The sequence below is a fragment of the Streptomyces sp. NPDC050703 genome (assembly GCF_040654435.1).
GTDB lineage: Bacteria > Actinomycetota > Actinomycetes > Streptomycetales > Streptomycetaceae > Streptomyces.
Genome location: NZ_JBFAHX010000004.1, coordinates 1 through 23,243, shown reverse-complemented (window position 1 = coordinate 23,243; position 23,243 = coordinate 1). Strand labels below are relative to the sequence as shown.

The 23,243-nt window shown below is 72.4% G+C and carries 24 protein-coding genes; 17 read left to right on the top strand and 7 right to left on the bottom strand.

Annotated elements, in window-relative coordinates:
* Positions 1-37: 37 nt before the first annotated feature.
* The 7 genes from AB0I16_RS04870 (at position 38) to AB0I16_RS04840 (ending at position 8,205) form a co-directional block, all read left to right on the top strand.
* Positions 38-283, top strand: a complete 246-nt coding sequence (locus tag AB0I16_RS04870) for a helix-turn-helix transcriptional regulator (protein ID WP_062778412.1) — start codon at positions 38-40, stop codon at positions 281-283.
* Positions 283-861, top strand: coding sequence for a hypothetical protein (locus AB0I16_RS04865; protein WP_363247909.1), 579 nt, complete (start codon positions 283-285; stop codon positions 859-861). Before AB0I16_RS04870 ends, AB0I16_RS04865 begins: the two co-directional genes overlap by 1 nt.
* Positions 862-1,011: 150 nt before the next feature.
* Positions 1,012-2,514, top strand: coding sequence for an aldehyde dehydrogenase family protein (locus AB0I16_RS04860; protein ID WP_363247908.1), 1,503 nt, complete (start codon positions 1,012-1,014; stop codon positions 2,512-2,514).
* Between the two features lie 64 nt (positions 2,515-2,578).
* Positions 2,579-4,144 (top strand): GMC oxidoreductase, encoded by a 1,566-nt coding sequence (locus AB0I16_RS04855; RefSeq protein WP_363247907.1) that lies wholly within the window; start codon positions 2,579-2,581, stop codon positions 4,142-4,144.
* Positions 4,141-5,271, top strand: a complete 1,131-nt coding sequence (locus AB0I16_RS04850; RefSeq protein ID WP_363247906.1) for a glycine betaine/L-proline ABC transporter ATP-binding protein — start codon at positions 4,141-4,143, stop codon at positions 5,269-5,271. The genes AB0I16_RS04855 and AB0I16_RS04850 overlap by 4 nt, the downstream gene beginning before the upstream one ends.
* On the top strand, positions 5,271-7,238 hold the full coding sequence (locus tag AB0I16_RS04845) for an ABC transporter permease subunit (RefSeq protein ID WP_363247905.1): 1,968 nt from the start codon (positions 5,271-5,273) through the stop codon (positions 7,236-7,238). The genes AB0I16_RS04850 and AB0I16_RS04845 overlap by 1 nt, the downstream gene beginning before the upstream one ends.
* A 22-nt stretch (positions 7,239-7,260) precedes the next feature.
* Positions 7,261-8,205: an ABC transporter substrate-binding protein gene (locus AB0I16_RS04840; protein WP_363248116.1), complete on the top strand. Its 945-nt coding sequence runs from the start codon at positions 7,261-7,263 to the stop codon at positions 8,203-8,205.
* A 78-nt stretch (positions 8,206-8,283) separates the two neighbouring features.
* Here the strand turns inward: AB0I16_RS04840 and AB0I16_RS04835 are convergent, their stop codons facing one another.
* From AB0I16_RS04835 to AB0I16_RS04825, 3 genes are all read right to left on the bottom strand, one after another.
* Positions 8,284-9,000 carry an isocitrate lyase/phosphoenolpyruvate mutase family protein gene (locus tag AB0I16_RS04835; RefSeq protein ID WP_363247904.1) on the bottom strand — a complete coding sequence of 239 codons (717 nt, stop codon included), beginning with the start codon at positions 8,998-9,000 and terminating at the stop codon, positions 8,284-8,286.
* Positions 8,994-9,395, bottom strand: coding sequence for a carboxymuconolactone decarboxylase family protein (locus tag AB0I16_RS04830; protein WP_363248115.1), 402 nt, complete (start codon positions 9,393-9,395; stop codon positions 8,994-8,996). Before AB0I16_RS04830 ends, AB0I16_RS04835 begins: the two co-directional genes overlap by 7 nt.
* Positions 9,396-9,460: 65 nt before the next feature.
* Positions 9,461-9,982 (bottom strand): carboxymuconolactone decarboxylase family protein, encoded by a 522-nt coding sequence (locus tag AB0I16_RS04825; protein ID WP_363247903.1) that lies wholly within the window; start codon positions 9,980-9,982, stop codon positions 9,461-9,463.
* A gap of 47 nt (positions 9,983-10,029) precedes the next feature.
* On the opposite strand from AB0I16_RS04825, the gene AB0I16_RS04820 reads away from it, so the two are divergent.
* The 3 genes from AB0I16_RS04820 to AB0I16_RS04810 all read left to right on the top strand — a co-directional run bounded on the left by AB0I16_RS04820 (position 10,030) and on the right by AB0I16_RS04810 (position 13,213).
* Positions 10,030-11,442 carry a PLP-dependent aminotransferase family protein gene (locus AB0I16_RS04820; RefSeq protein ID WP_363247902.1) on the top strand — a complete coding sequence of 471 codons (1,413 nt, stop codon included), beginning with the start codon at positions 10,030-10,032 and terminating at the stop codon, positions 11,440-11,442.
* Between the two features lie 178 nt (positions 11,443-11,620).
* Complete coding sequence (locus AB0I16_RS04815) at positions 11,621-12,001, top strand: hypothetical protein (protein WP_363247901.1); 381 nt, start codon at positions 11,621-11,623, stop codon at positions 11,999-12,001.
* Positions 12,002-12,025: 24 nt separating this feature from the next.
* On the top strand, positions 12,026-13,213 hold the full coding sequence (locus AB0I16_RS04810) for a glutathionylspermidine synthase family protein (protein WP_363247900.1): 1,188 nt from the start codon (positions 12,026-12,028) through the stop codon (positions 13,211-13,213).
* A gap of 31 nt (positions 13,214-13,244) precedes the next feature.
* Here the strand turns inward: AB0I16_RS04810 and rocD are convergent, their stop codons facing one another.
* Positions 13,245-14,525: an ornithine--oxo-acid transaminase gene (rocD, locus tag AB0I16_RS04805; protein WP_363247899.1), complete on the bottom strand. Its 1,281-nt coding sequence runs from the start codon at positions 14,523-14,525 to the stop codon at positions 13,245-13,247.
* Positions 14,526-14,747: 222 nt separating this feature from the next.
* Here rocD and trpS point away from each other — a divergent pair, with 222 nt between their 5' ends.
* Both trpS and AB0I16_RS04795 read left to right on the top strand, forming a co-directional pair.
* Positions 14,748-15,761, top strand: coding sequence for a tryptophan--tRNA ligase (gene trpS, locus AB0I16_RS04800; protein WP_363247898.1), 1,014 nt, complete (start codon positions 14,748-14,750; stop codon positions 15,759-15,761).
* 87 nt (positions 15,762-15,848) lie between these two features.
* A complete protein-coding gene (locus tag AB0I16_RS04795; RefSeq protein ID WP_363247897.1) occupies positions 15,849-16,430 on the top strand; it encodes a 2'-5' RNA ligase family protein in 582 nt (193 codons plus the stop codon).
* Between the two features lie 37 nt (positions 16,431-16,467).
* On the opposite strand, the gene AB0I16_RS04790 is transcribed toward AB0I16_RS04795, so the two are convergent.
* A complete protein-coding gene (locus tag AB0I16_RS04790) occupies positions 16,468-17,223 on the bottom strand; it encodes a decaprenylphospho-beta-D-erythro-pentofuranosid-2-ulose 2-reductase (RefSeq protein ID WP_363247896.1) in 756 nt (251 codons plus the stop codon).
* Positions 17,224-17,236: 13 nt separating this feature from the next.
* Positions 17,237-18,616, bottom strand: a complete 1,380-nt coding sequence (locus AB0I16_RS04785; protein WP_363247895.1) for an FAD-binding oxidoreductase — start codon at positions 18,614-18,616, stop codon at positions 17,237-17,239.
* Positions 18,617-18,782: 166 nt separating this feature from the next.
* Here AB0I16_RS04785 and AB0I16_RS04780 point away from each other — a divergent pair, with 166 nt between their 5' ends.
* From AB0I16_RS04780 to AB0I16_RS04765, 4 genes are all read left to right on the top strand, one after another.
* The gene (locus AB0I16_RS04780; protein WP_363247894.1) at positions 18,783-19,304 is read left to right on the top strand and encodes a phosphatase PAP2 family protein; all 522 of its coding nucleotides are present in this window, start codon (positions 18,783-18,785) and stop codon (positions 19,302-19,304) included.
* Positions 19,305-19,395: 91 nt separating this feature from the next.
* Entirely contained in the window at positions 19,396-20,280 is an 885-nt protein-coding gene (locus AB0I16_RS04775; protein WP_363248114.1) for a decaprenyl-phosphate phosphoribosyltransferase, read from the top strand.
* 71 nt (positions 20,281-20,351) lie between these two features.
* The gene (locus AB0I16_RS04770) at positions 20,352-20,810 is read left to right on the top strand and encodes a GtrA family protein (protein ID WP_363247893.1); all 459 of its coding nucleotides are present in this window, start codon (positions 20,352-20,354) and stop codon (positions 20,808-20,810) included.
* Positions 20,798-21,775, top strand: coding sequence for a YihY/virulence factor BrkB family protein (locus AB0I16_RS04765; RefSeq protein WP_363247892.1), 978 nt, complete (start codon positions 20,798-20,800; stop codon positions 21,773-21,775). The genes AB0I16_RS04770 and AB0I16_RS04765 overlap by 13 nt, the downstream gene beginning before the upstream one ends.
* Here AB0I16_RS04765 and AB0I16_RS04760 read toward each other — a convergent pair.
* Positions 21,720-22,976, bottom strand: a complete 1,257-nt coding sequence (locus tag AB0I16_RS04760) for a D-alanyl-D-alanine carboxypeptidase (RefSeq protein ID WP_363247891.1) — start codon at positions 22,974-22,976, stop codon at positions 21,720-21,722. The genes AB0I16_RS04765 and AB0I16_RS04760 overlap by 56 nt on opposite strands.
* Positions 22,977-22,980: 4 nt before the next feature.
* Between AB0I16_RS04760 and AB0I16_RS04755 the strand changes: the two genes are divergently transcribed.
* Positions 22,981-23,166: a hypothetical protein gene (locus AB0I16_RS04755; RefSeq protein ID WP_363248134.1), complete on the top strand. Its 186-nt coding sequence runs from the start codon at positions 22,981-22,983 to the stop codon at positions 23,164-23,166.
* Positions 23,167-23,243: the final 77 nt, after the last annotated feature.

The following is a 23,243-nucleotide window of genomic DNA, read 5'->3' as shown; positions in this document are numbered from 1 at the left end:
GTTGCTCTCCTGCTCTCGAATGTAGTACTTCTTATACATGAGCGAGCAAGTGCACAACAGGTTGGCGATGGTGCGCGCCGAGCGGAAGGTGTCGCGCCAGCGCCTGGCCGAGGCGGTGGGCGTCCACTACCAGACCATCGGCTACATCGAGCGGGGGCAGTACAACCCGAGCCTGGACCTCGCACTGAAGGTCGCGAAGTTCTTCGAGCTGCCGGTCGAGGCGCTGTTCTCCCTCGAACCGTTCCGGCCGCTCACGGATCAGGTCTACGGGAGGAACCAGTGATGACGGCGACCGACGAGCGCCCCACGACCAGCTATGACCGGCGGATGTTCCGGCTGATGAACCGCCGCGAGGGGGCCGCCCTCCACGCCACCGCCGCCCGCAGGCGCGCCGTGGTCGTGGCCCACATCGCGCTGACGGTCGCGGCCGGTGCCGCCTGGCTCCTCTCCGTCGTGGGCGAGCGGTCCTGGGCCATGTTCACGATGCTCGGCCTGCTGCTGCCCTGGTGCTTCGTGACCGGCGTCATCAACAGCTCCACCCGCGGCCTGCTCGAACTGCGGGCCCGCGCGCTGGACGAGCGCCAGCGCGCGGAGCGCTTCCGGGTGGCGGCCCGGGCCCGCGGCGTGATGCTGTGGCTGCTCCTCGCCGTGACCGTCGCCGCCGGCGCGCTCACCGTGAAGGGCGTGGACACCGAGGGGTACCTCTTCCCCGTCCTGTTCTCCGTCTTCGTCGTCCACTGGCTGATGCCGCTCTGGGTGGCCGGTCTCTCCGTACGTGACGAGCCCGGCATCGACGACGGCATCGACGACGGCGTCCACGGCGATGGCGCACCCAAGGGCGCCTGGCTGTCCCGCCCATAGCGGCACCCTCCTGTCCCGTTCCGTCCCCCGCTCAGTGACACAGCGCACTTTCGGCCACGTCAGGCATGACTTCCCGCCCGTTGGGAAGGTGCTCCCGGCTCCCGTGAGTGACTGGCGGGGCATTTGACAGGAACGGAAGGCATACGGGACGTGTCCGCACAACTGACCATCCATGTGGGCGGAGAGTGGCTGAGCGCCGCCTCCGGCGCCACCCGCGAGATCCTCGACCCGGCGGATGCCAAGCCGTTCGCGCTGATCGCCGAGGGCGGTACCGAGGACGCCGACGCGGCCGTCGCCGCCGCGCGCAGGGCCTTCGACGAGGGGCCGTGGCCTGCCACCCCCGTCGCCGAACGCGCCGCGCTGCTGCGCAGGGTCGCCGACCTCCTCATACGCGACCGCGAGAAGATCGGCCTCCTGGAGAGCCGGGACGCGGGCAAGACCCTCGAAGAGGGCCGCGTCGACGTCGACTGCGTCGCCGACGCCTTCCGGTACTTCGCCGACCTGGTGATCGGCGAGGGCGCGGGACGCGTCGTGGACGCGGGCTCCGACGACATCCACAGCGTCGTCGTGCACGAGCCCGTCGGCGTCTGCTCGATGATCACACCCTGGAACTACCCGCTGCTCCAGGCCAGCTGGAAGATCGCGCCCGCGCTCGCGGCGGGCAACACGTTCGTCATCAAGCCGAGCGAGATCACCCCGCTGACGACCGTCGCGCTCATCGAACTGCTCGTCGAGGCGGGTCTCCCCGCCGGTGTCGCCAACATCGTGACGGGCCCCGGCCACACCGTCGGCGCCCGCCTCGCCGACCACCCCGACGTCGACCTGGTCTCCTTCACCGGCGGACTCGTCTCCGGCACCAAGGTCGCCCAGGCCGCCGCGCTCGGCGTGAAGAAGGTCGCCCTCGAACTCGGCGGCAAGAACCCCAACGTGGTCTTCGCCGACGCCTGCGCCACCGACGACGGCTTCGACACCGCCGTCGACCAGGCGCTGAACGCCGCCTTCATCCACAGCGGACAGGTCTGCTCCGCCGGTGGCCGCCTCATCGTCGAGGAGTCCGTCCGCGAGCGCTTCGTGGCCGAACTCGCCCGCAGGGCCGGGCAGATCAAACTCGGCCGCGGCACCGAGGACGGCGTCGAGTGCGGCCCCCTCGTCTCGGCGCAGCAGCGCGAGAAGACCGAGATGTACGTGGCCTCCGCGCTGCGGGAGGGCGCGGTGCTCCGCTCCGGCGGCAAGCGCCCCGAGCCGAGCGAAGTGCGGCCCGCCGAGGGCTACTTCTACGAGCCGACCGTCCTCGACCAGTGCCACCGCGAGATGAAGGTCGTACGCGAGGAGGTCTTCGGGCCCGTCCTGACCGTCGAGACCTTCCGCACCGAGGACGAGGCCGTGGCCCTCGCCAACGACACCGAGTACGGTCTCGCGGGCGCCGTGTGGACCAGCGACCAGGGCCGCGCGAGCCGCATGGCCCGCCGGATGCGCCACGGCACCATCTGGATCAACGACTTCCACCCCTACCTTCCGCAGGCGGAGTGGGGCGGCTTCGGCAAGAGCGGCGTCGGGCGCGAACTCGGCCCCGCGGGCCTCGCCGAGTACCGCGAGTCCAAGCACATCTACCAGAACCTGGCACCGCGCCCGGTCCGCTGGTTCGCGGGCTGACGCCCGTCCACCCCTTACGCGCAAGCACCTTGCACGACCTCGCAGGAAGAGGAGTAGCTACCCCATGGCTGAAACCCCCCAGGCAGTGGCCGAGTCCGGCGCCGCGACCACGTACGACTACGTGATCGTCGGCGGCGGCACCGCGGGATCGGTGATCGCGTCCCGCCTCACCGAGGACCCCGGCGTCACCGTCGCCGTCATCGAGGGCGGACCCAGCGACATCGACCGCGAGGACGTCCTCACGCTCCGCCGCTGGCTCGGCCTGCTCGGCGGAGACCTCGACTACGGCTACACGACCACGGAGCAGCCGCGGGGCAACTCCCACATCCTGCACAGCCGTGCCAAGGTGCTCGGCGGGTGCTCGTCGCACAACACCCTGATCTCCTTCAAGCCGCTGCCGTCCGACTGGGACGAGTGGGAGGAGGCCGGGGCCACCGGCTGGAACGCCGGGGCGATGGACCCCTACTTCGGCAAGCTGCGCAACAACATCGTGCGCGTCGCCAAGAAGGACCAGAACCAGATCGCCACCGACTGGGTCGAGGCGGCGAAGACCGCCCTCGGCGTCCCCGAGGTCGTCGGCTTCAACGACAAGCCCTTCGACGAGGGCGTCGGCTTCTTCGACCTGGCGTACCACCCGGAGAACAACAAGCGCTCCTCCGCCTCGGTCGCCTACCTCCACCCGCACATGGAGGCGGGCGACCGCCCGAACCTCCACCTGTTCCTGGAGACCTGGGCCACCAAGCTGGAACTGGACGGCAAGACCGCCCGCGGCGTCCGCGTCCGCACCAAGGACGGCGCGGAGAAGCTGCTCACCGCCCGCCGCGAGGTACTGGTGTGCGCGGGCGCCGTCGACACGCCCCGGCTGCTCCTGCACTCGGGCATCGGCCCGAGGAAGGACCTCGAAGCGCTCGGCATCCCGGTCGTCCACGACCTGCCCGGCGTCGGCGAGAACCTCATCGACCACCCGGAGTCGGTCATCGTCTGGGAGACGAACGGGCCGATCCCCGGCAACTCCGCGATGGACTCCGACGCGGGCCTCTTCGTGCGGCGGGACCCGGACCACAAGGGCCCCGACCTGATGTTCCACTTCTACCAGATCCCCTTCACGGACAACCCGGAGCGCCTCGGCTACGAGCGCCCCGAGCACGGCGTGTCGATGACCCCGAACATCCCCAAGTCCCGCGCCCGCGGCCGTCTCTACCTGACGTCGGCGGACCCCGAGGCCAAGCCCGCCCTGGACTTCAGGTACTTCGAGGACGAGGGCGACTACGACGGGCGGACCCTCGTCGACGGCATCAAGCTGGCCCGGAAGGTCGCTCAGGCCGAGCCGTTCAAGAAGTGGCTCAAGCGCGAGGTCTTCCCCGGCCCCGACGTCACCGACGACGCCGAGATCAGCGAACTGGTCCGCAAGGCCGCGCACACGGTCTACCACCCGGCGGGAACCTGCCGAATGGGCGCTTCCACTGATGAACTCGCCGTGGTGGACCCGGAACTGAAGATCCGGGGCATGCAGGGAATCCGTATCGCGGACGCATCCGTCTTCCCGACGATGCCCGCCGTGAACCCGATGATCGGAGTACTCATGGTCGGGGAGAAATGTGCCGAGATGCTGGGTGGTGACGGCCGATGAGCGAGGCCCTCGTGACGACCGGTGAGGAGACGGCGGCCACCGACGGGCCCGTCTTCGCCGTCGAGAACCTCTGGAAGGTCTTCGGCCCGAAGGCGGAGCGCATACCCGACGACACCGCGCTCCACGACCTCAGCCCCGCCGAACTGCGCGAACGCACCGGCTGCACCGCCGCCGTGCGCGATGTGTCCTTCGAGGTCAACAAGGGTGAGGTCTTCGTCGTCATGGGCCTCTCCGGCTCGGGCAAGTCGACCCTCGTACGCTGCCTGACCCGGCTCATCGAGCCCACGTCGGGACGGCTCGCCATCGACGGCGAGGACGTCCTCGCCATGGACAAGGCGCGCCTGCGCGAACTGCGCCGCCGCCGCGCCGCCATGGTCTTCCAGCACTTCGGCCTCCTGCCGCACCGCTCCGTCCTCGACAACGTCGCCTACGGCCTGGAGATCCAGGGCGTCGGCAAGGCCGAGCGGCGCGAGAAGGCCCTTGAGGTCATCGCCAAGGTCGGCCTCGACGGCCTCGAACAGCGCAGGCCCGGCCAGCTCTCCGGCGGCCAGCAGCAGCGCGTCGGCCTCGCCCGCGCCCTCGCCGTCGACCCCGAGGTCCTGCTCTTCGACGAACCGTTCAGCGCCCTCGACCCGCTGATCCGCCGCGACATGCAGGAAGAGGTCGTCCGCCTGCACCGCGAAGAGGGCCGCACCATGGTCTTCATCACCCACGACCTCAGCGAGGCCCTCAAGCTCGGCGACCGCATCGCCCTGATGCGCGACGGCCGCGTGGTGCAGCTCGGCACGCCCGAGGAGATCGTCGGCTCCCCGGCCGACGACTACGTCCGCGACTTCGTGCGCGACGTGGCCCGCGCCGACGTCATGAGCGTGCGCAGCGCCATGCGCCCCGCCGAGACCGACGAGGAGAGCCGCGGCGCGGCCCTCGCGCCCGACGCCAAGGTCGCCGAGGCCATCGAGGCCGTCGCACGCTCGGGCTTCCCGGTGCGCGTGATGGACGGCAAGCGCTGCCTCGGCGTGGTCGACCACGCCGGGCTGCTCGCCGTGGTCGCGGGCACCGACGCCCCCGTCAAGGCCCCCGTCGAAGTCGCCGGCGAGACCTCCGGCAAGGGCGAGGTGGTCGCCTGATGGCCACCGCCACCGCGTCGAGCCCCGTACGAGATACGGGCATCGGCGCGCTCCTTCGCCACCGCGCCGTCGGCAAGCTCCTGCTGCTCGCGGCAGCCGCGGCGGTCCTCGTGCCGATCGTGAACGCCAGATGGGCCTCCGGCGCCTGGCCGCAGGCCCTCACCGTCGACCTGACGGAGCCGCTCGGCAGGGCCAGCGACTGGATCATCGACAACCGTGACAGCCACCCGCTGTTCACCTACTTCTTCGGGCACGTCAGCAACGCCATCGTGCTCTCCGTGCGCGGCGTCTACCTCGTGCTGCTCGCCGCGGGCTGGGCCGGCGTGACCGTCGCCGCCGGACTCGTCGCCTGGCGCGTGGCGGGCGTACGGCTCGCCGTCACCGCCTCCGCCGCGTTCGCCGTCTGCGGGCTGCTCGGCATGTGGGTGCCGACCACGCAGACGCTCGCCCTGATGATCGTGGCGGTCCTCGCCTCGATCGTGACCGGCGCGCTGCTCGGCCTCGCGGGCGGCCTCAACGACCGGGTCTTCCGCATCCTGCGGCCCGTACTCGACACCATGCAGGTCCTTCCCGCCTACGCGTACCTGCTGCCGTTCGCCCTCATCTTCGGCATGGGCGTCCCCGCGGCCGTCATCGCGACGGTCGTGTACGCGGCCCCGCCCATGGCCCGGCTCACCGCGCTCGGCCTGCGCGGCGCCGACGGCGGCGTCCTCGAAGCGGTCACGTCGCTCGGCGCGACCAGCCGCCAGCGGCTGTTCTCCGCCCGGCTGCCGCTGGCCGCCAAGCAGCTGCTGCTCGGCGTCAACCAGACGATCATGATGGCGCTCTCCATGGCCGTCATCGCCTCCGTGATCGGCGCCGGCGGCCTCGGCGACCGCGTCTACCAGGCGCTCTCCACCGTCGACGTCGGCCAGGCGCTCGCCGGCGGCATCCCCATCGTGCTGCTCGCCGTCGTCCTCGACCGCGTCACCGCCGCCGCCGGCGAGAAGGCGGGCGCGCACGGCACCGACACCTCCGCCCTGCGCGGGTGGCGCGGCTGGTCCTTCGCCGCCGTCGTGAGCGTCGCCGCCGCGCTCGCCGCCCGCTTCGCCGACCGCCTGGAGTGGCCCACCGGCTGGGTCGTGAACATCGCCCCGTCGGTGAACACCGCCAAGGAGTGGATGGTCGACCACCTCTACACCGGCGTGCCCGTCGTCGGCGGCACCGCCGACTGGGCGTCCCACTTCACCACGTGGGTCCTCAACCCCGTCCGCGACGGCCTCCAGGGCCTGCCCTGGTGGGCCGCGCTGCTGATCGTCGCCGCGCTCGCCTGGCTGATCGGCACCTGGCAGACCGCGCTCACCGCCGTCGCCGCCATGGCCGCCATCGGCGTGTTCGGCGTCTGGGACAAGTCCCTCGACACCCTCGCGCAGGTCCTCGCCGGCGTCGCCGTCACGCTGGTCCTCGGCTTCGCGATCGGCATCGCGGCCTCCCGCGGCCCGCGGTTCGAACGCCTGCTGCGCCCGGTCCTCGACGTCTTCCAGACCCTGCCGCAGTTCGTGTACCTGATCCCGGTCGTCGCCCTCTTCGGCATCGGCCGCGCCCCCGCGGTCGCCGCGGCCGTCGTCTACGCGCTGCCCGCCGTCGTCCGCATCACCACGCAGGGCCTGCGCGAGGTCGACGCCGCCGCGATGGAGTCCTCGCGCTCGCTCGGCGCCACGAGCTGGCAGCAGCTGCGCAAGGTCCAGCTCCCACTGGCCCGCCCCGCGCTGCTGCTCGCCCTCAACCAGGGCGTCGTCCTGGTCCTCGCCGTCGTCGTCATCGGCGGCCTGGTCGGCGGTGGCGCGCTCGGCTACGACGTCGTGTTCGGCATCGCGCAGGGCGACCTCGCCACGGGCCTGGTGGCCGGTGTGGCGATCGTCTGCCTCGGCCTGATGCTCGACCGCGTCACCCAGCCCACCGAACGCCGCGGCAGGAAGGGAGCGTGACATGCGCACTCGTACGCGTGTCATGAGCGCCGTCACGGCCGGCGGGGCGCTGTTCGCGCTCTCCGGCTGCGGCGCGGCCGACATGACCAAGCAGGCGTCCCCGTACGCCAACGCCGAGGGCGCCAAGACCGTGACCCTCTCGGTCCAGTCCTGGGTGGGCGCGCAGGCGGACGTCGCCGTCGCCGAGTACCTGCTCAAGAACGAGCTGGGCTACCGCGTCGACAAGGTCCAGATCGACGAGGTCCCCGCCTGGGACGCCCTCAGCCAGGGCCGCGTCGACGCGATCCTGGAGGACTGGGGCCACCCCGAGCAGGAGCAGCGGTACGTCAAGGACAAGAAGACGATCGTCCCCGGCGGCGACGTCGGCGTCACCGGGCACATCGGCTGGTACGTCCCCACGTACTTCGCGAAGAAGCACCCGGACGTCACCGACTGGAAGAACCTCAACAAGTACGCCGACCGGTTCAAGACGTCCGAGAGCGGCAGCAAGGGCCAGCTCATGGACGGCTCCCCGTCGTACGTGACGAACGACAAGGCCCTGGTGAAGAACCTCGGCCTGGACTACGAGGTCGTCTTCGCCGGGTCCGAGGCCGCGCAGATCACCCAGATCGAGCAGTTCGCCAAGCAGAAGAAGCCGTTCCTCACCTACTGGTACAAGCCGCAGTGGCTGTTCGAGAAGGTGCCGATGACGGAGGTGAAGCTGCCCGCGTACAAGGAGGGCTGCGACGCCGACCCGGCCGAGATCAAGTGCGCCTACCCGCACACGCCGCTGCAGAAGTACTTCAACGCGGACTTCGCGAAGAAGGGCGGCGAGGCCGCGGAGTTCCTGAAGAACTTCCGGTGGTCGGAGGAGGACCAGAACGAGGTCTCCCTGATGATCGCGGACAAGAAGATGTCACCGGACGCCGCGGCGGAGTCCTGGATCAAGAAGAACGAGTCCAAGTGGCGGGCCTGGCTGCCCAAGTGACCCTGCCGGGGGGTGGGGGTTTTTCTGATCCGCCGCTTCGCGGCGGGTCTCTCCCACCCGCCCGCCCGCTCGGCCCGTCTAGACCAGGTCCGCCATGATCTCCTCCAGGGCGGCCATCGTCCGGTGCAGCAGGCCGGGCCCGAACGTGACCCTCGTGGCGCCCAGTTCCCCCAGTTCCCGCGGGCCGGGGCCGTCCGGCAGGGCGACCACGTTGATCGGCCCCTCGATCCCCGCCCGCAGCGCGGGGACCGCCTCGGCGGGCGCCAGGATCGGGTAGACGCAGTCCGCGCCCGCGGCCACGTACAGCCGGGCCCTCTCGATCGCGGGGCCCGGCTCCGCGACGCCCCGCAGGAACGTGTCGACGCGGGCGTTCACGAAGATCCGGCCGCCCGCGGCATCCCGTACCGCCGCGAGGAAGTCCGCCTGCTCGGCGGGGTCCCTGAGGGCGCCGCCCCGGGAGTCCTCCAGGTTGCAGCCGACCGCGCCGGCCTCAAGGAGCCGCTCGACCAGCTCGGCGGGCGCGAGCCCGTAGCCGTCCTCGACGTCCGCGCTCACCGGCACGGAGACGGACCGCGTGATCCGCGCGACCGCCGCGAACATCTCGTCCGGCGGCACCTGGCCGTCCTCGTACCCGAGGGACAGCGCGATGCCCGCACTGGGCGTCGCGAGCGCGGGACTCCCCGCCGCCTCGAACGTACGAGCGCTAGCCGCGTCCCACGGCCCCGGCAGGACCAGCGGGTCCCCGGGCGCCCGCCCGTGGTGCAGGGCGCGCAGCGTCTCGACGTGGTTCACCATGCGGGGCCTCCGGGGGCGATGCGGCGGCTGACCATCAGCCGGTTCCAGCCGTTGATGACGGTGATCAGGGCGATGAGGTGCGCGAGCCCGGCGTCGCCGAAGTGCTCGGCGGCCCGCGCGTACGTCGCGTCGGGGACGGCGTCCGCGGTCAGGACCGTGACCGCCTCGGTCAGCGCGAGGGCCGCGCGCTCCCGTTCGGTGAACAGGTCCCCGGCCTCCGCCCAGGCGTCGAGCAGCGCGATCCGCTTCGGCGTCTCGCCCCGCTCCAGGGCGAGGTCCACGTGCATGTCGAGGCAGAACGCGCACGCGTTGATCTGCGAGGCACGCGCCATCACCAGCTCGGCGAGCACGGGGTCGCCGAGCCCCCGCTTGGCGGCGGCGCTCAGCGCGCTCATCGCGCCCGCCACACCCGGGTCCAGGTACGTCGTACGGGGACCCGGGTGCGGCGCGGCGCCGACGGTCACTTGTGGTCGCCCGGCTTGTAGTGGCCCGGCACCTGGCGCGTCGTCACGCCGAAGCGGTTCCAGGCGTTGATGACCGTGATCGCGGCGATGAGCTGGGTCAGCTCGGCCTCGTCGAACTGCTCGGCGGCCTTCGCGTACACCTCGTCCGGCACGAAGCCGTCGGTGAGGACGGTGACGGCCTCGGTCAGCTCGATCGCCGCGATCTCCCTGGCCGTGTAGAAGTGCCGCGACTCCTCCCACGCGCTGAGCTGGACGATCCGCTCGACGCTCTCGCCCGCCGCCAGCGCGTCCTTGGTGTGCATGTCGAGGCAGAGCGCGCAGCGGTTGATCTGCGAGGCGCGGATCTTGACCAGCTCGTAGATGACCGGGTCGAGGCCCTTACGGGCCGCCGCGTCGAACTTGATCATGGCCTTGAACACCTCGGGGGCGTGGGTGGCCCAGGCGAGGCGGGGGGTGTGCTCGTGCAGGTACTCCTTGGTGGTGCCGGTTCCCGTGCTGTTCTCGTCCGTGGTCGTCATGCGGTCGAGCCTAGGCTCGATGCAGCCCAGCGGTATGGTCCATTCCCATGGGAGGAACGTGGGCCAATCTCGGCGTCGACCTGCACCTGGAGACGGGCGGCGACGCCTCACGGCACGGGGTCCGCAGGGGCCTCACGGACGCGCTGCGCGAAGCGGTGCGCGGCGGCAGGCTCGCGCCGGGCACGCGGCTGCCGTCCTCCCGCTCCCTCGCCGTCGACCTGGGCATCGCGCGGAACACGGTCGCCGACGCGTACGCCGACCTGGTCGCCGAGGGCTGGCTCACGGCCCGGCAGGGCTCCGGCACGCGGGTCGCCGAGCGGGTCGTCACGCCCCCGGAGCGGGCCGCGCGGCCCCGCAGGAGGGGCGGGGAGCCGACGTACGACCTGACCCCGGGCAAGCCCGACCTCTCCGCCTTCCCCCGCGCCGAGTGGCTCAAGGCGGCCCGCCGCGCGCTCACCGCGGCCCCCAACGACGCCCTCGGCTACGGCGACCCGCGCGGCAGGGTGGAGCTGCGCGAGGCCCTCGCCGGATACCTCGCGCGGGCCCGCGGCGTGCACGCCGACCCCGACCGCATCGTGGTGACCGCCGGGTTCGTGCACGCCCTGTCGATCCTCGGCAGGGTGCTGCGGGCCCGGGGGCAGCGGCAGGTCGGCGTGGAGTCGTACGGCCTCGACATCCACTGGCAGCTGCTGCACCGGGCGGGCCTGCGGACGGTGCCCCTCGGCTTCGACGGCCTCGGCACGGTGGTCTCCGACCTCACCGGCGGGGCGGGCGCGGCCGAGACGGTGCTGCTCACCCCGGCGCACCAGTTCCCGATGGGGATGCCGCTGCGCCCCGACCGGCGGGCGGCGGCCGTCGACTGGGCCCGGCGCGAGGGCGGCCTGATCCTGGAGGACGACTACGACGGCGAGTTCCGCTACGACCGCCAGCCGGTCGGCGCCCTCCAGGGCCTCGACCCCGAGCGCGTCGTCTACCTCGGCACGGCCAGCAAGTCCCTCGCGCCGGGGCTGCGCATCGGATGGATGGTGCTGCCGGCCGGGCTGCGGGACGAGGCGCTCGGCGAGAAGGACGCGGCGGGCTGGTCCTGCGGCGCCCTCGACCAGCTCACCCTGGCGGAGTTCCTCACCTCGGGCGCGTACGACCGCCACGTGCGCGCCGCGAGGCTCCGCTACCGGCGCCGCAGGGACCAGCTCGTGGCCGCCCTCGCCGAGCGGGCCCCCGAGACCCGCGCCACGGGCATCGCGGCGGGCCTCCACGCGGTGCTCGAACTGCCCCCGGGCACGGAGGACTCCGTGGTCGAGGCCGCCACCTGGGAACGCCTGGCGGTGCAGGGCCTCTCCCGCTTCCGCCACCCCCTCGCGGCGGCCCGGCAGGGCGACGCGCTCGTCGTCGGCTACGGCACCCCCGCCGAGCACGCGTGGACCGGGGCCCTCGCGGCCCTGTGCCGGGTCCTTCCGTGACGGCGGCCCGCCACCACGCGTCAAAGGCGGCCCAACGGGCACACGGCGGACATCAGGGGTGGGCGGCCGGCACGCCGCGCGGCGCCTTGCCTACGCTGATCGCCGGCCCGAGACGTACGCGGGCCACCCGCCCGCCACCGGGCACGGCGGGAGCACGGACAACGGGGGAGTACACGGAATGGCGGAGAAGACACCACGGCGGCTGCGTTCCAGCACGGTCGTGCTCGGCGGCATGGGCGTCCTCGCGGCGGCCCTGACGTCCTGCGGCTCCGACCCGGACCGGCGGTGCGTGGACCGGGACAGCTACGACACGTTCCTCGGCTACAAGGTCGTCGCCGACAAGAACTGCAAGCCCTCGTCCGGGAGTTCAGCGGGCAAGGGCCGCAAGGCGGGCCCGGGCTCCTACGGCACGGGCAAGAAGGCGGGCCGCACCGACCCCGCCTGGTACTACGACGCGGACGTCGAAGGACGCCACGCCGACAACGGCACGTTCAGCCGCAGCGAGGCCGTGGACCGCGACGGCTTCGGCTGCTCGGGCAGCGGCAGCGGCGGCGGCTGACCCGGGGACGAGGACGCGTACGCCATGGAACGCCGCACCATCGAACCCCGCCCCGGCTGGCAGCGGACCGTCGAGGACCAGGGCCTCATCTATCCGCTCACCCGCTACCCCGACGGCTCCCTGCGCCCCTACTGGGACGAGAGCGCGTACTACGTGTTCTCGCTTCCCGAGGTGGAGGCGCTGGAGGAGGTCGTCGAGGAGCTGCACGCGATGTGCCTGGCCGCCGCCGCGCACATCGTCGGCCACGACCGCCTCGCCGACCTCGGCATCACCGACCCGCGCGTGGCCGCCGCCGTCACCGAGTCCTGGCACCGCCGCGCCGAACTCCCCTCGCTCTACGGCCGCTTCGACCTGCGGTACGACGGCACGGGCCCCGCCAAGCTCCTGGAGTACAACGCCGACACGCCCACCTCCCTGGTCGAGGCCGCGAGCCCGCAGTGGTTCTGGATGGAGGAGCGCTTCCCCGGCGCCGACCAGTGGAACTCCCTGCACGAACGCCTCGTCGACGCCTGGCGGAAGCAGGCCGCGCTCCTGCCGCCCGGCTCCCCGCTGTACTTCGCGCACTCCGCCGCCGACGAACTCGGCGAGGACCTGATGACGGTGGCGTACCTCAGGGAGACGGCCGAACAGGCGGGGCTCGCCACCGAGGCCATCGCCATGGAGGACATCGGCTGGGACCGCCTCTCGCGCCGCTTCGTCGACAAGCGGCTCCGCTTCATGCGCGGCTGCTTCAAGCTGTACCCGTGGGAGTGGCTGACCACGGACCGCTTCGCCCCGCACGTCCTGGAGACCCTCGACAACGGCGGCGGCACCGGATCGACGCTCTGGATCGAGCCCGCCTGGAAGATGCTCCTGTCCAACAAGGCGCTGCTCGCCGTCCTCTGGGAGCTGTACCCCGGCCACCCGAACCTGCTCCCCGCCCATCTGGACGGCCCCCGCGAGCTGGCCGGCGAACGCGGCTACGTCGCCAAGCCGCTGCTCGGCCGCGAGGGCGCGGGCGTGACCGTGCACGAGCCCGGCGCCGCCCCCGCCGTCCGCGACGAGCCCTGCTGCTACCAGGAGCTCGCGCCGCTGCCCGACTTCGACGGCAACCGCGTCGTCCTCGGCGCGTGGGTCGTCGAGGACGAGGCGGCCGGGCTCGGCATCAGGGAGTCGTCGGGGCTGGTCACGGACGAGTACGCGCGCTTCCTCCCGCACGTGATCCTGCCGTAGCGGAACGGGCGCCGCCCCCGGCCGGGGGCGGTCACGCCCGTGGCTGGGCGAGCACCGCCCGCAGCTGGTCGAGGCCCCAGTCCAGGTCCTCCTTGCTGATCACCAGCGGGGGAGCGATGCGGATCGTCGCGCCGTGCGTGTCCTTGACCAGGACGCCGCGGTCCATCAGCTTCTCGGAGACCTCGCGGCCCGTGCCGTGCCCCGGGGCGATGTCGACGCCCGCCCACAGGCCGCGCCCGCGCACCCCGGTCACCGCACCGGCACCGGCCAGCAGGTTCAGCTCGGCGTGCAGGTGCTCGCCCAGCTCCGTGGCGCGGGCCTGGAACTCGCCCGTGGACAGCATCGCGACCACCTCCAGGCCCACCGCGCAGGCGAGCGGGTTGCCGCCGAACGTCGACCCGTGCTCGCCCGGCTTGAACACCCCGAGCACGTCGGCGTCGGCGACCACCGCCGACACGGGCACGACGCCGCCGCCGAGCGCCTTGCCCAGCAGATACACGTCGGGCACCACGCCCTCGTGCTCGCACGCGAACGTACGGCCCGTCCTGCCGAGCCCCGACTGGATCTCGTCCGCGACGAAGAGGACGTTCCGCTCCCGGGTCAGCTCCCTGACGCCCGCCAGATAGCCGGGCGGCGGCACCAGGACTCCGGCCTCGCCCTGGATCGGTTCGAGCAGCACCGCCACCGTGTCGTCGGTGACGGCGGCCCGCAGCGCCGCCGCGTCGCCGTACGGCACGATCTCGAAGCCCGGCGTGTACGGACCGTAGTCGGCCCGGGCCTCCTCGTCCGTCGAGAAGCTGACGATGGTCGTCGTCCTGCCGTGGAAGTTCCCGGCCGCCACGACGATCCTCGCCCGCCCCTCAGGCACGCCCTTGACCCGGTAACCCCACTTCCGCGCGGTCTTCACGGCCGTCTCCACGGCCTCGGCGCCGGTGTTCATCGGCAGCACCATGTCCTTGCCGCACAGCTCGGCGAGGCGGGCGCAGAATTCGGCGAACCGGTCGTGGTGGAAGGCCCGCGACGTCAGCGTCACCCGGTCGAGCTGCGCCTTGGCCGCGTCGACGAGCCGGCGGTTGCCGTGCCCGAAGTTGAGCGCGGAGTACCCGGCGAGCATGTCGAGGTACCGCCGCCCCTCGACGTCGGTCATCCACGCCCCCTCGGCGGAGGCGACGACGATCGGCAGCGGATGGTAGTTGTGCGCGCTGTGCGCCTCGGCGGACGCGATGTACTCCGCGGTGGCCGAGCCCGCGGGTGCCGCCGGCGAGGGCGTCGCCGACTGCGCTGACGAAGATGACGCGAACGGTGCTGGCATGCTCGACACGGGTTCTCCGATCGTCCTGCGGTGTGGCGTGTAGGTGGCGCCCATGTTCTATCGTCGGCCGCGTCGCGGACGGGGAAACATGCCGTATCGGCGTGCCCGCCGGGGCGGACTCGACAGGACGGCGACTGGCGCGCGGGAGACGGGGCCCCTGCGGGCCGCGCGCGGGCCGCACCTGTTTCCGAGTTGTGAGAGGCACCTGAGAGAATGGGCCGCATGGCCTCTGAACGTCCTCGTGTGCTCTCCGGTATCCAGCCCACCGCCGGCTCGTTCCACCTCGGCAACTACCTCGGCGCCGTGCGCCAGTGGGTCGCCCTGCAGGAGTCCCACGACGCCTTCTACATGGTGGTGGACCTGCACGCCATCACGGTCCCGCAGGACCCCGCGGAGCTGCGCGCCAACACCCGGCTCGCCGCCGCCCAGCTGCTCGCCGCGGGGCTCGACCCGGAGCGCTGCACGCTCTTCGTCCAGAGCCACGTCCCCGAGCACGCCCAGCTCGCCTGGATCATGAACTGCCTCACCGGCTTCGGCGAGGCGTCCCGGATGACGCAGTTCAAGGACAAGTCGGCCAGGCACGGCGCCGAGAAGGCCTCCGTGGGCCTCTTCACGTACCCGGTCCTCCAGGTCGCGGACATCCTGCTCTACCAGGCCAACGAGGTCCCGGTCGGCGAGGACCAGCGCCAGCACGTCGAGCTGACCCGCGACCTCGCCGAGCGCTTCAACGGCCGCCTCGGGGAGACGTTCACCGTGCCGTCGGCGTACATCCTCAAGGAGACGGCGAAGATCTACGACCTCCAGGACCCGTCGATCAAGATGAGCAAGTCGGCGTCCACGCCGAAGGGCCTGATCAACCTCCTGGACGACCCCAAGGCGACCGCCAAGAAGGTCAAGAGCGCCGTCACCGACACGGACACCGTCATCCGCTACGACGTGGCCGAGAAGCCCGGCGTCAGCAACCTCCTCCGCATCTACTCCACGCTCACCGGTGCCGGTATCGCGGAACTGGAGCAGAAGTACGCCGGCAAGGGCTACGGTGCGCTCAAGACCGACCTCGCCGAGGTCATGGTCGAGTTCGTGACCCCGTTCAGGGACCGCACCCAGGAATATCTGGGGGACCCCGAGACGCTGGACTCGATCCTGGCCAAGGGAGCGGAGAAGGCCCGTGCCGTCGCCGCCGAGACCCTCGCGCAGGCGTACGACAGGGTGGGTTTCCTGCCCGCCAAGCACTGAGCGTCACCGGACCGAGCACGACCACCGCACCCGCGCTGCGCGGCGAGCAGCGCCCCCTGCCCATCGACACGACGACAGGAGTACGACGTGGGGACCGTAACGATCGGCGTCTCGATCGCGGTCCCGGAGCCACACGGCAGCCTGCTCCAGGAGCGGCGCGCGGGCTTCGGGGACCCCGCGGCGCACGGCATCCCCACGCATGTGACCCTGCTGCCCCCCACCGAGGTGGAGGCGTCCGCGCTGCCCGCGGTCGAGTCGCATCTGATGTCGGTCGCGGCGGCCGGGCGGCCCTTCCCGATGCGCCTGTCGGGGACGGGCACGTTCCGGCCGCTGTCGCCGGTCGTCTTCGTGCAGGTCGTGGAGGGTGGCGCGGCCTGCTCCTGGCTCCAGAAGCGGGTGCGGGACGCGTCGGGGCCGATGGCACGCGAACTGCAGTTCCCGTACCACCCGCACGTCACGGTGGCCCACGGCATCTCCGAGGAGGCCATGGACCGGGCGTACGAGGAGCTGTCGGAGTACGAGGCCGCCTGGCCCTGCACCGGCTTCGCGCTCTACGAACAGGGCACGGACGGCATCTGGCGCAAGCTGCGCGACTTCGACTTCGGCGGCCCTGTGGTGCCGTCCCAGGCCGCGTCCCCGGCGGCCCGCGGCACGCTGCCCACCCGCTGACCGGGGCAGCGGCCCGGCCGGGGCCGCGCGGGGCCCGTCAGATCGGCAGGCGCCGGAACAGCGGCCTCGGCACGTGCCGTAGCGCCGACATCACCACGCGCAGCCTCCCGGGCACCCACACCGTCTCCGAGCGCCGCCGCAGCCCCGTCTCGACGGCCGCCGCGACCGCGTCGGGCGTGGTCGACAGGGGGGCCTCCTCCAGGCCTGCCGTCATCTTCGAGCGGACGAAGCCGGGGCGGACGACCATGACGTGCACCCCGGTGCCGTGCAGGGCGTCGCCGAGGCCCTGGGTGAAGGTGTCGAGGCCGGCCTTGCTGGAGCCGTAGATGAAGTTGGAGCGGCGCGCCCGCTCGCCCGCCACCGAGGAGAGCACCACCAGGGAGCCGTGGCCCTGCGACTGCAGCGCCCGCGCGCAGACCAGGCCGGAGGAGACGGCCCCGGTGTAGTTGGTCTGGGCGACGCGCACCGCCGAGAGGGGTTCGTCCTCGTCGCGGGCCTGGTCGCCGAGGACGCCGAAGGCGAGCAGCACCATGTCGATGTCGCCCTCGGCGAAGACCTTGCCGAGCCCCTCCTCGTGGGACTCGGGGTCGAGCGCGTCGAAGGCGACGGTCCGCACGTCGGCGCCCATGTCGCGCAGCCCCGCCGCGGCCTCGTCGAGGGCCGGTGACGGGCGGCCCGCCAGCCACACGGTACGGGTGCGGCGTACGACGAGGCGCCGCGCGACGGCCAGGCCGATCTCCGAGGTGCCGCCGAGGACGAGCAGGGACTGGGGGGTGCCGAAGGCGTCTTTCATGAGTACCGATCTCCTAGAGGGCGAGGCGGCGCGAGAGGTCCGAGCGGAACACGCCGCGCGGGTCGAGCTCGGCCCGCAGGGCGCGGAAGTCGTCGAGCCTGGGGTACATCCCGGCGAGCATCTCGGGCCGCAGCCGCGAGTCCTTGGCGAGGTAGACGCGCCCGTCGGCGGCGGCCACCTCCTCGTCGAGCTCGTCGAGGAAGGCGCCGAGCCCCGGCAGGTTCGCCGGGATGTCGAGCGCGAGCGTCCAGCCGGGCAGCGGGAAGGACAGCCACCCCGGATCGGCGTCGCCGAAGCGCTTCAGGACGGCGAGGAAGGACGGGCAGCCGCGCTCGGAGATGCGGCGCACGATGCGGTGCAGGGCCTCTTCCTTGCCGTACCCGACGACGAACTGGTACTGCACGAAGCCGCCGCGGCCGTAGACGCGGTTCCAGTGCGGGACGCCGTCCAGGGGGTGGAAGAAGGTGGAGATCTTCTGCAGCTCCCCGGTGCGCCACCGGGGTGCCTTGCGGTACCAGAGCTCGTTGAAGAGGCCCACCGACGTCCTGCCGAGGAGCCCTTCGGGGACGAAGGAGGGGGCGGCGGGGAGCTGCCCGGGGCGGAACGCGAGGGGCGCTCTGCGCGCGCGTGCCCGTGCCGGGAGGGCGTCGAGCGGGGCGTGGTCGCCGCGGGTGAGGACCGAGCGGCCCATGGCCGCGCCGCGGGCGAGGAGGTCGATCCAGGCCACGGAGTAGCGGTAGCGGTGGTCGGTGGCGGTGAGGCGGGCCATCAGGTCGTCGAGGTCCGTCGCGCGCTCGGTGTCCACGCTCATCAGGGACGTCTCGACCGGCTGGAGCCGCACGGCCGCCGAGAGGATCACGCCGGTCAGGCCCATGCCGCCCGCCGTGGCGTCGAACAGGGGCGTGCCGGGCGCGAGGGTGCGGATGGTGCCGTCGGCCGTGAGCAGGTCCATCGAGAGGACGTGGCGGGCGAAGGCACCGGAGCCGTGGTGGTTCTTGCCGTGGATGTCGGCGCCGATGGCCCCGCCGACGGTGACGTAGCGCGTGCCCGGGGTGACGGGCACGAACCAGCCGAGGGGGAGCAGGACCTCCATCAGGTGGTGCAGCGAGACGCCCGCGTCGCAGACGACGGTGCCCGCGTCGGCGTCGATGGAGTGCACCCGGTCGAGGCCCGTCATGTCGAAGACGTCGCCGCCCGCGTTCTGCGCGGCGTCGCCGTAGGCCCGGCCGAGGCCCCTGGCGATGCCGCCGCGCTCACCGCAGCCGAGCACCGCGGCCGCCGCCTCCTCCTGCGTACGGGGTCTCACCAGCCGGGCGGTGGTCGGGGCCGTGCGCCCCCAGCCGGAGACGGAGACGGCTTCGAAGGGCGCCAGGGAGGGGGAGTCGGCAGGCATGGCCACGACGGTAGCGCCGGAATGAGGGGGATTTACTCAGGATCGTCCGTGCTCTCACCGAAATGGGTGATTAGGGGAGTGTCACCCTGTAATGACCCCATTATCGGGCTGATGCCTTGGAGAGTTGAACTGCCCGGATGAAGAGATGCTTCGAGATCGAGGCCACATGCACGACATGGACCACCGGTTGCTGTCGGCCCTGCGCGACTGCGGCACCGACCCGCGCGTGGCCGCCGCGGCCCGCGCCCTGTCCCGGGGCGGCGAACACGGCGCCCTGTGGATCGCCGCCGGCCTCGTGGGCGCCGCCGCGGACCGCGAGCGGCGCGGCGCCTGGCTGCGCGCCACGGCGCTGACCGTCACCGCCCATGCGGCGAGCATGGCCGTCAAGCGGGTCGTCCGCAGGCCGCGCCCGCAGGGACCGGACGGCGCGGCGCCCCTCGTGCGCACCGCGGGCCGGCACTCCTTCCCCAGCTCCCACGCCACCTCGTCGGCCGCCGCCGCCGTCGCGTACGGCGCGCTGCGCCCCGCCGGAGCCCGCCTCGTGCCGCCGCTGGCCGCCGCCGTGTGCGTCTCCCGGCTCGTCGTCGGCGTCCACTACCCCTCGGACGTGGCCGCGGGCGCCGCACTCGGCGCGCTCACCGCCCGCCTGGGAGCCGGCTGGATGAACGGGGGCCGCAGCCGTGGCTGAGCGCTCCGCCGCCGTGCCCGAACATTCCGCCGCCGTACCGGAACTCTCCCCCGCCGCCCTCGACCCGCCTCCCCGGCCGTCCGCCCTTGGCCTGCCGCTGGGCGTCCTGAAGACCGCGCGGCCCCGCCAGTGGGTGAAGAACGTCCTGGTCGTCGCCGCCCCCGCGGCGGCCGGTGAGCTCTTCTCGCGCCACGCCGCCGTCCAACTCGTCCTCGTCTTCACGCTGTTCACGGCCGCCGCCTCCGCCGTCTACCTCATCAACGACGCCCGGGACGCCGACGCCGACCGCGCCCACCCCACCAAGTGCCGCAGACCGGTGGCCGCCGGACAGGTGCCGGTACCCGTCGCCTACGCGGCGGGCGGGCTCCTCGCCGTCCTCGCGCCCACCACCGCCGCCGTCCTGTGCACCCCGCTGACCGCGGCCCTCCTGGCCGCGTACGTCGTCATGCAACTCGCGTACTGCGTCAGCCTCAAGCACGTCCTCGTCGTCGACCTCACGATCGTCACGACCGGCTTCCTGATGCGCGCCATGATCGGCGGCCTCGCGCTCGGCATCCCGCTCTCGCGGTGGTTCCTGATCACCACCGGCTTCGGCGCGCTCTTCATGGTCTCCGCCAAGCGCTACTCCGAAGCCGTCCAGATGTCCGCGGGCCCCGGCAGACCCGGCGCCACGCGCGCGCTGCTCACCGAATACACCACCGGCTACCTGCGCTTCGTATGGCAGCTCGCCGCCGGCGTCGCCGTCCTCGCGTACTGCCTGTGGGCCATGGAGGAGGGCGGCACCGCCAACGGCGGCACGCTGCCCTGGCGCCAGCTCTCCATGGCGGCCTTCATCCTCGCCGTCCTGCGCTACGCCGTGTTCGCCGACCGGGGCACCGCGGGCGAGCCGGAGGACGTCGTCCTGCGGGACAGGGCCCTGGCCGTGATCGGCGTCGTGTGGGTGGCCCTGTACGGCCTCGCGGTCGCGGACTGGTGACGCGGCCCGCCCGGCCCCCGGCACCCGGCCGGAAGCGGGCAGGGCCCACCCCGCGCGCACGGCTGCGGGCGATGGGACCCGAACTCCTCGGCTTCGCCGCCGCCGGTGCCTGCGCCTACGCCGCCGACCTCGGCCTCTTCCTCTGGCTGCGCGGCCCCGCCGGCCTCGACCCGCTGACCGCCAAGGCCCTGTCCTTCGTGGCGGGCTGCTCCGTGGCGTACGCGGGCAACGCGCTCGGCACCTACCGGCGCAGGGCCGCGCGGGTGTCACGGCTGCGCCAGTACGTGGTCTTCTTCGCCGTCAACATCGCGGGCGCCCTCGTCCAACTGCTCTGCATCGCCGTGTCGCACTACGGCCTCGGCCTCACCTCGCGGCGCGCCGACACCGTCTCCGGGGCGGGCATCGGCATGGCGCTGGCCACCGCCCTGCGATTCTGGGGTACACGGACCCTGGTCTTCCGGGTGTCCCGCGAGCCGTCGGGGACGGCTCAGGGCGCGACAGCGGGCGGAGAGGCGTCATGGACTGGCTGAAGAGACTGCCCGGCATCGGGCCGCTGGTGGCCAAGGGCATGCGCACGCACGCGTGGCACGCCTACGAACGGCTCGACGAGGTGCACTGGACCCGCCTCGCCGCCGCGATGACCTTCATCAGCTTCCTGGCGCTCTTCCCGCTGCTCACCGTCGCCGCGGCGATCGCCGCCGCCACCCTCTCCGCGAAGCAGCAGGACACCCTCAAGGACAAGCTCGCCGAGCAGGTGCCCGGCATCTCCGACCAGCTCGACCTCGACGCCCTCGTCGCCAACGCCGGCACCGTCGGCCTCATCGCGGGCGCCCTGCTGCTCTTCACCGGCATCGGCTGGGTCGGCTCCATGCGGGAGTGCCTGCGGGCCGTCTGGCAGTGCGAGGACGAGGAGGAGAACCCCGTCCTGCGCAAGGCCAAGGACGCCGGGGTGCTCCTCGGGCTCGGCGGCGCGGGCCTCGCCTCGTTCGCGGCCTCCGGCCTCGCGTCGGTCGCCGTCGGCTGGACGGCGCGCCTCCTCGGCATCGACGAGACCGGCTGGGGAGCCGTACTGCTCCAGGTCCTGGCGTTCGCCATCGCCATCCTCGCGGACTTCCTGCTGCTGCTCTACGTCCTGACGCTGCTGCCCGGCGTGCAGCCGCACCGTCGCGACCTCGTCACCGCCGCCCTGATCGGCGCCGTCGGCTTCGAACTGCTCAAGCTGCTGCTCGGCGGCTACATGAAGGGCGTCGCCGCGAAGAGCATGTACGGCGCCTTCGGCGTGCCCGTCGCGCTGCTGCTCTGGATCAACCTCACCGCGAAGCTGCTGCTGTTCTGCGCCGCGTGGACGGCGACGCGGAAGGCGTCCCGCGAGGCCGGCGAGGTCGGCGAGGACGGCGCGGACGGCGCGGAGAGCGCCGACCGCGCCGGGCCGGACGCCGTCAGTCCCGCGGGGTCCGCCGGCCGGCCTGTCCCGGGAGCGGCATCCGGCGCCTGAGCACGAAGGCGCCCGCACCGAGCACGAGGACCACACCGCCCGCCACCCCGAGGGCGACCCCCATGCCGCTCGAACCCCCGCCGGACGTGTGCGCCAGCTTCGCGGCGGCATCGCCCTTGCCGCCACCGCCGGGAGCGCCCTTGCCCGAACCGGTCGCGCCCTTCGGCGCGACGAGCTCACCCACCGGCTCGACCTTGTCCGCCGCCTCGAAGCCCCAGTCGAGGAGCCGGGCGGTCTCCTTGTACACCGCGTGCGGCTCCCCGGACGAGGGGTTCATGACGGTCACGAGGAGGACCTTGCCGTCGCGCTCGGCGACCCCGGTGAACGTGTTGCCCGCGTTGGTGGTGCTGCCGTTCTTGACACCGGCGATGCCCTTGTACGGAGTGATCCCGTCGGCACCCGTGAGCAGCCGGTTGGTGTTCTGGATCCCGAACGACTCGCGCTTGGTCCTGCCCTTGTCCTTGCCCTTGGTGATCTTCTTCGTCTCGCCGGGGAACTGGGCCGTGGCCGTCGAGCAGTACTCGCGGAAGTCCTTCTTCTGCAGCCCCGACCGGGCGAACAGCGTCAGGTCGTACGCCGAGGAGACCTGCCCCTTCTCGTCGTAGCCGTCGGGCGAGACGACGTGCGTGTCGAGCGCCTGGAGCTCCTCGGCGTGCTCCTGCATGTCCTTGACGGTCTGCTCGACGCCGTCGTTCATCGCCGAGAGGACGTGCACCGCGTCGTTGCCCGAGCGCAGGAAGACACCGAGCCACAGGTCGTGGACGGTGTACGTCTCGTTCTCCTTGATGCCCACCAGGCTGCTGCCCACGCCGACCCCTTCCAGGTCGGAGAGCTTGACCTCGTGCTTCTGGCTCTTGGGGAACTTCGGCAGGACCGTGTCCGCGAACAGCATCTTCAGGGTGCTCGCCGGAGGCAGCCGCCAGTGCGCGTTGTGCGCGGCGAGCACCTCGCCCGACTCCGCGTCCGACACCATCCAGGAGCGCGCCGACAGGTCCTTGGGCAGCACCGGGGCGCCCTGCTTCAGCCGCACCTGCGTACCCGGCTTTCCGAGCCTCGCGCCGCCGACCGTCGACATGGAGGAAGGGGGCTTGGGCTGCCCGTCGTCGTCCGGCTTGCCGTCCGCGAGGGCGGGGGCCGTGGTCGACAGGGTCAGCATCGTCGCGGAAGCGAGCAGCAGGGCGGCTCTTCTCAAGGCGGGCACGGACGTGAACGTACAGGTCCCGGCCGTGGACCCCGGCGCCGAGGTGCCTCCCGCCGCGCTGTCCCCACCCCGGGAGCGGTTCGACAGGCCGGATCGCGATACTGAACGTATGAAGCTCAGCCGCCCTGTCTCCTGGTTCCTGCTCGCCTTCGGGGTGTGGAGCTGGTTCATCTGGATCACTTTCTACTAGCAAGAACCCTGCGAAGACATCGGGCAGCGAAAAGCCCCACCCAGCGTCTCGGGGGAAGACGGAGGGTGGGGCAGTTT

Excerpts from the sequence above, each read along its gene's own strand:
- AB0I16_RS04845 (WP_363247905.1), top strand. The coding sequence starts at position 5,271 with ATGGCCACCGCCACCGCGTCGAGCCCCGTACGAGATACGGGCATCGGC.
- AB0I16_RS04840 (WP_363248116.1), top strand. The coding sequence starts at position 7,261 with ATGAGCGCCGTCACGGCCGGCGGGGCGCTGTTCGCGCTCTCCGGCTGC.
- AB0I16_RS04815 (WP_363247901.1), top strand. The coding sequence starts at position 11,621 with ATGGCGGAGAAGACACCACGGCGGCTGCGTTCCAGCACGGTCGTGCTC.
- AB0I16_RS04765 (WP_363247892.1), top strand. The coding sequence starts at position 20,798 with ATGGACTGGCTGAAGAGACTGCCCGGCATCGGGCCGCTGGTGGCCAAG.
- AB0I16_RS04855 (WP_363247907.1), top strand. The coding sequence starts at position 2,579 with ATGGCTGAAACCCCCCAGGCAGTGGCCGAGTCCGGCGCCGCGACCACG.
- AB0I16_RS04810 (WP_363247900.1), top strand. The coding sequence starts at position 12,026 with ATGGAACGCCGCACCATCGAACCCCGCCCCGGCTGGCAGCGGACCGTC.
- AB0I16_RS04785 (WP_363247895.1), bottom strand. The coding sequence starts at position 18,616 with ATGCCTGCCGACTCCCCCTCCCTGGCGCCCTTCGAAGCCGTCTCCGTC.
- AB0I16_RS04870 (WP_062778412.1), top strand. The coding sequence starts at position 38 with ATGAGCGAGCAAGTGCACAACAGGTTGGCGATGGTGCGCGCCGAGCGG.
- AB0I16_RS04850 (WP_363247906.1), top strand. The coding sequence starts at position 4,141 with ATGAGCGAGGCCCTCGTGACGACCGGTGAGGAGACGGCGGCCACCGAC.
- AB0I16_RS04770 (WP_363247893.1), top strand. The coding sequence starts at position 20,352 with ATGGGACCCGAACTCCTCGGCTTCGCCGCCGCCGGTGCCTGCGCCTAC.
- trpS (WP_363247898.1), top strand. The coding sequence starts at position 14,748 with ATGGCCTCTGAACGTCCTCGTGTGCTCTCCGGTATCCAGCCCACCGCC.
- AB0I16_RS04835 (WP_363247904.1), bottom strand. The coding sequence starts at position 9,000 with ATGGTGAACCACGTCGAGACGCTGCGCGCCCTGCACCACGGGCGGGCG.
- AB0I16_RS04865 (WP_363247909.1), top strand. The coding sequence starts at position 283 with ATGACGGCGACCGACGAGCGCCCCACGACCAGCTATGACCGGCGGATG.
- AB0I16_RS04825 (WP_363247903.1), bottom strand. The coding sequence starts at position 9,982 with ATGACGACCACGGACGAGAACAGCACGGGAACCGGCACCACCAAGGAG.
- AB0I16_RS04790 (WP_363247896.1), bottom strand. The coding sequence starts at position 17,223 with ATGAAAGACGCCTTCGGCACCCCCCAGTCCCTGCTCGTCCTCGGCGGC.
- rocD (WP_363247899.1), bottom strand. The coding sequence starts at position 14,525 with ATGCCAGCACCGTTCGCGTCATCTTCGTCAGCGCAGTCGGCGACGCCC.
- AB0I16_RS04830 (WP_363248115.1), bottom strand. The coding sequence starts at position 9,395 with ATGAGCGCGCTGAGCGCCGCCGCCAAGCGGGGGCTCGGCGACCCCGTG.
- AB0I16_RS04780 (WP_363247894.1), top strand. The coding sequence starts at position 18,783 with ATGCACGACATGGACCACCGGTTGCTGTCGGCCCTGCGCGACTGCGGC.
- AB0I16_RS04820 (WP_363247902.1), top strand. The coding sequence starts at position 10,030 with ATGGGAGGAACGTGGGCCAATCTCGGCGTCGACCTGCACCTGGAGACG.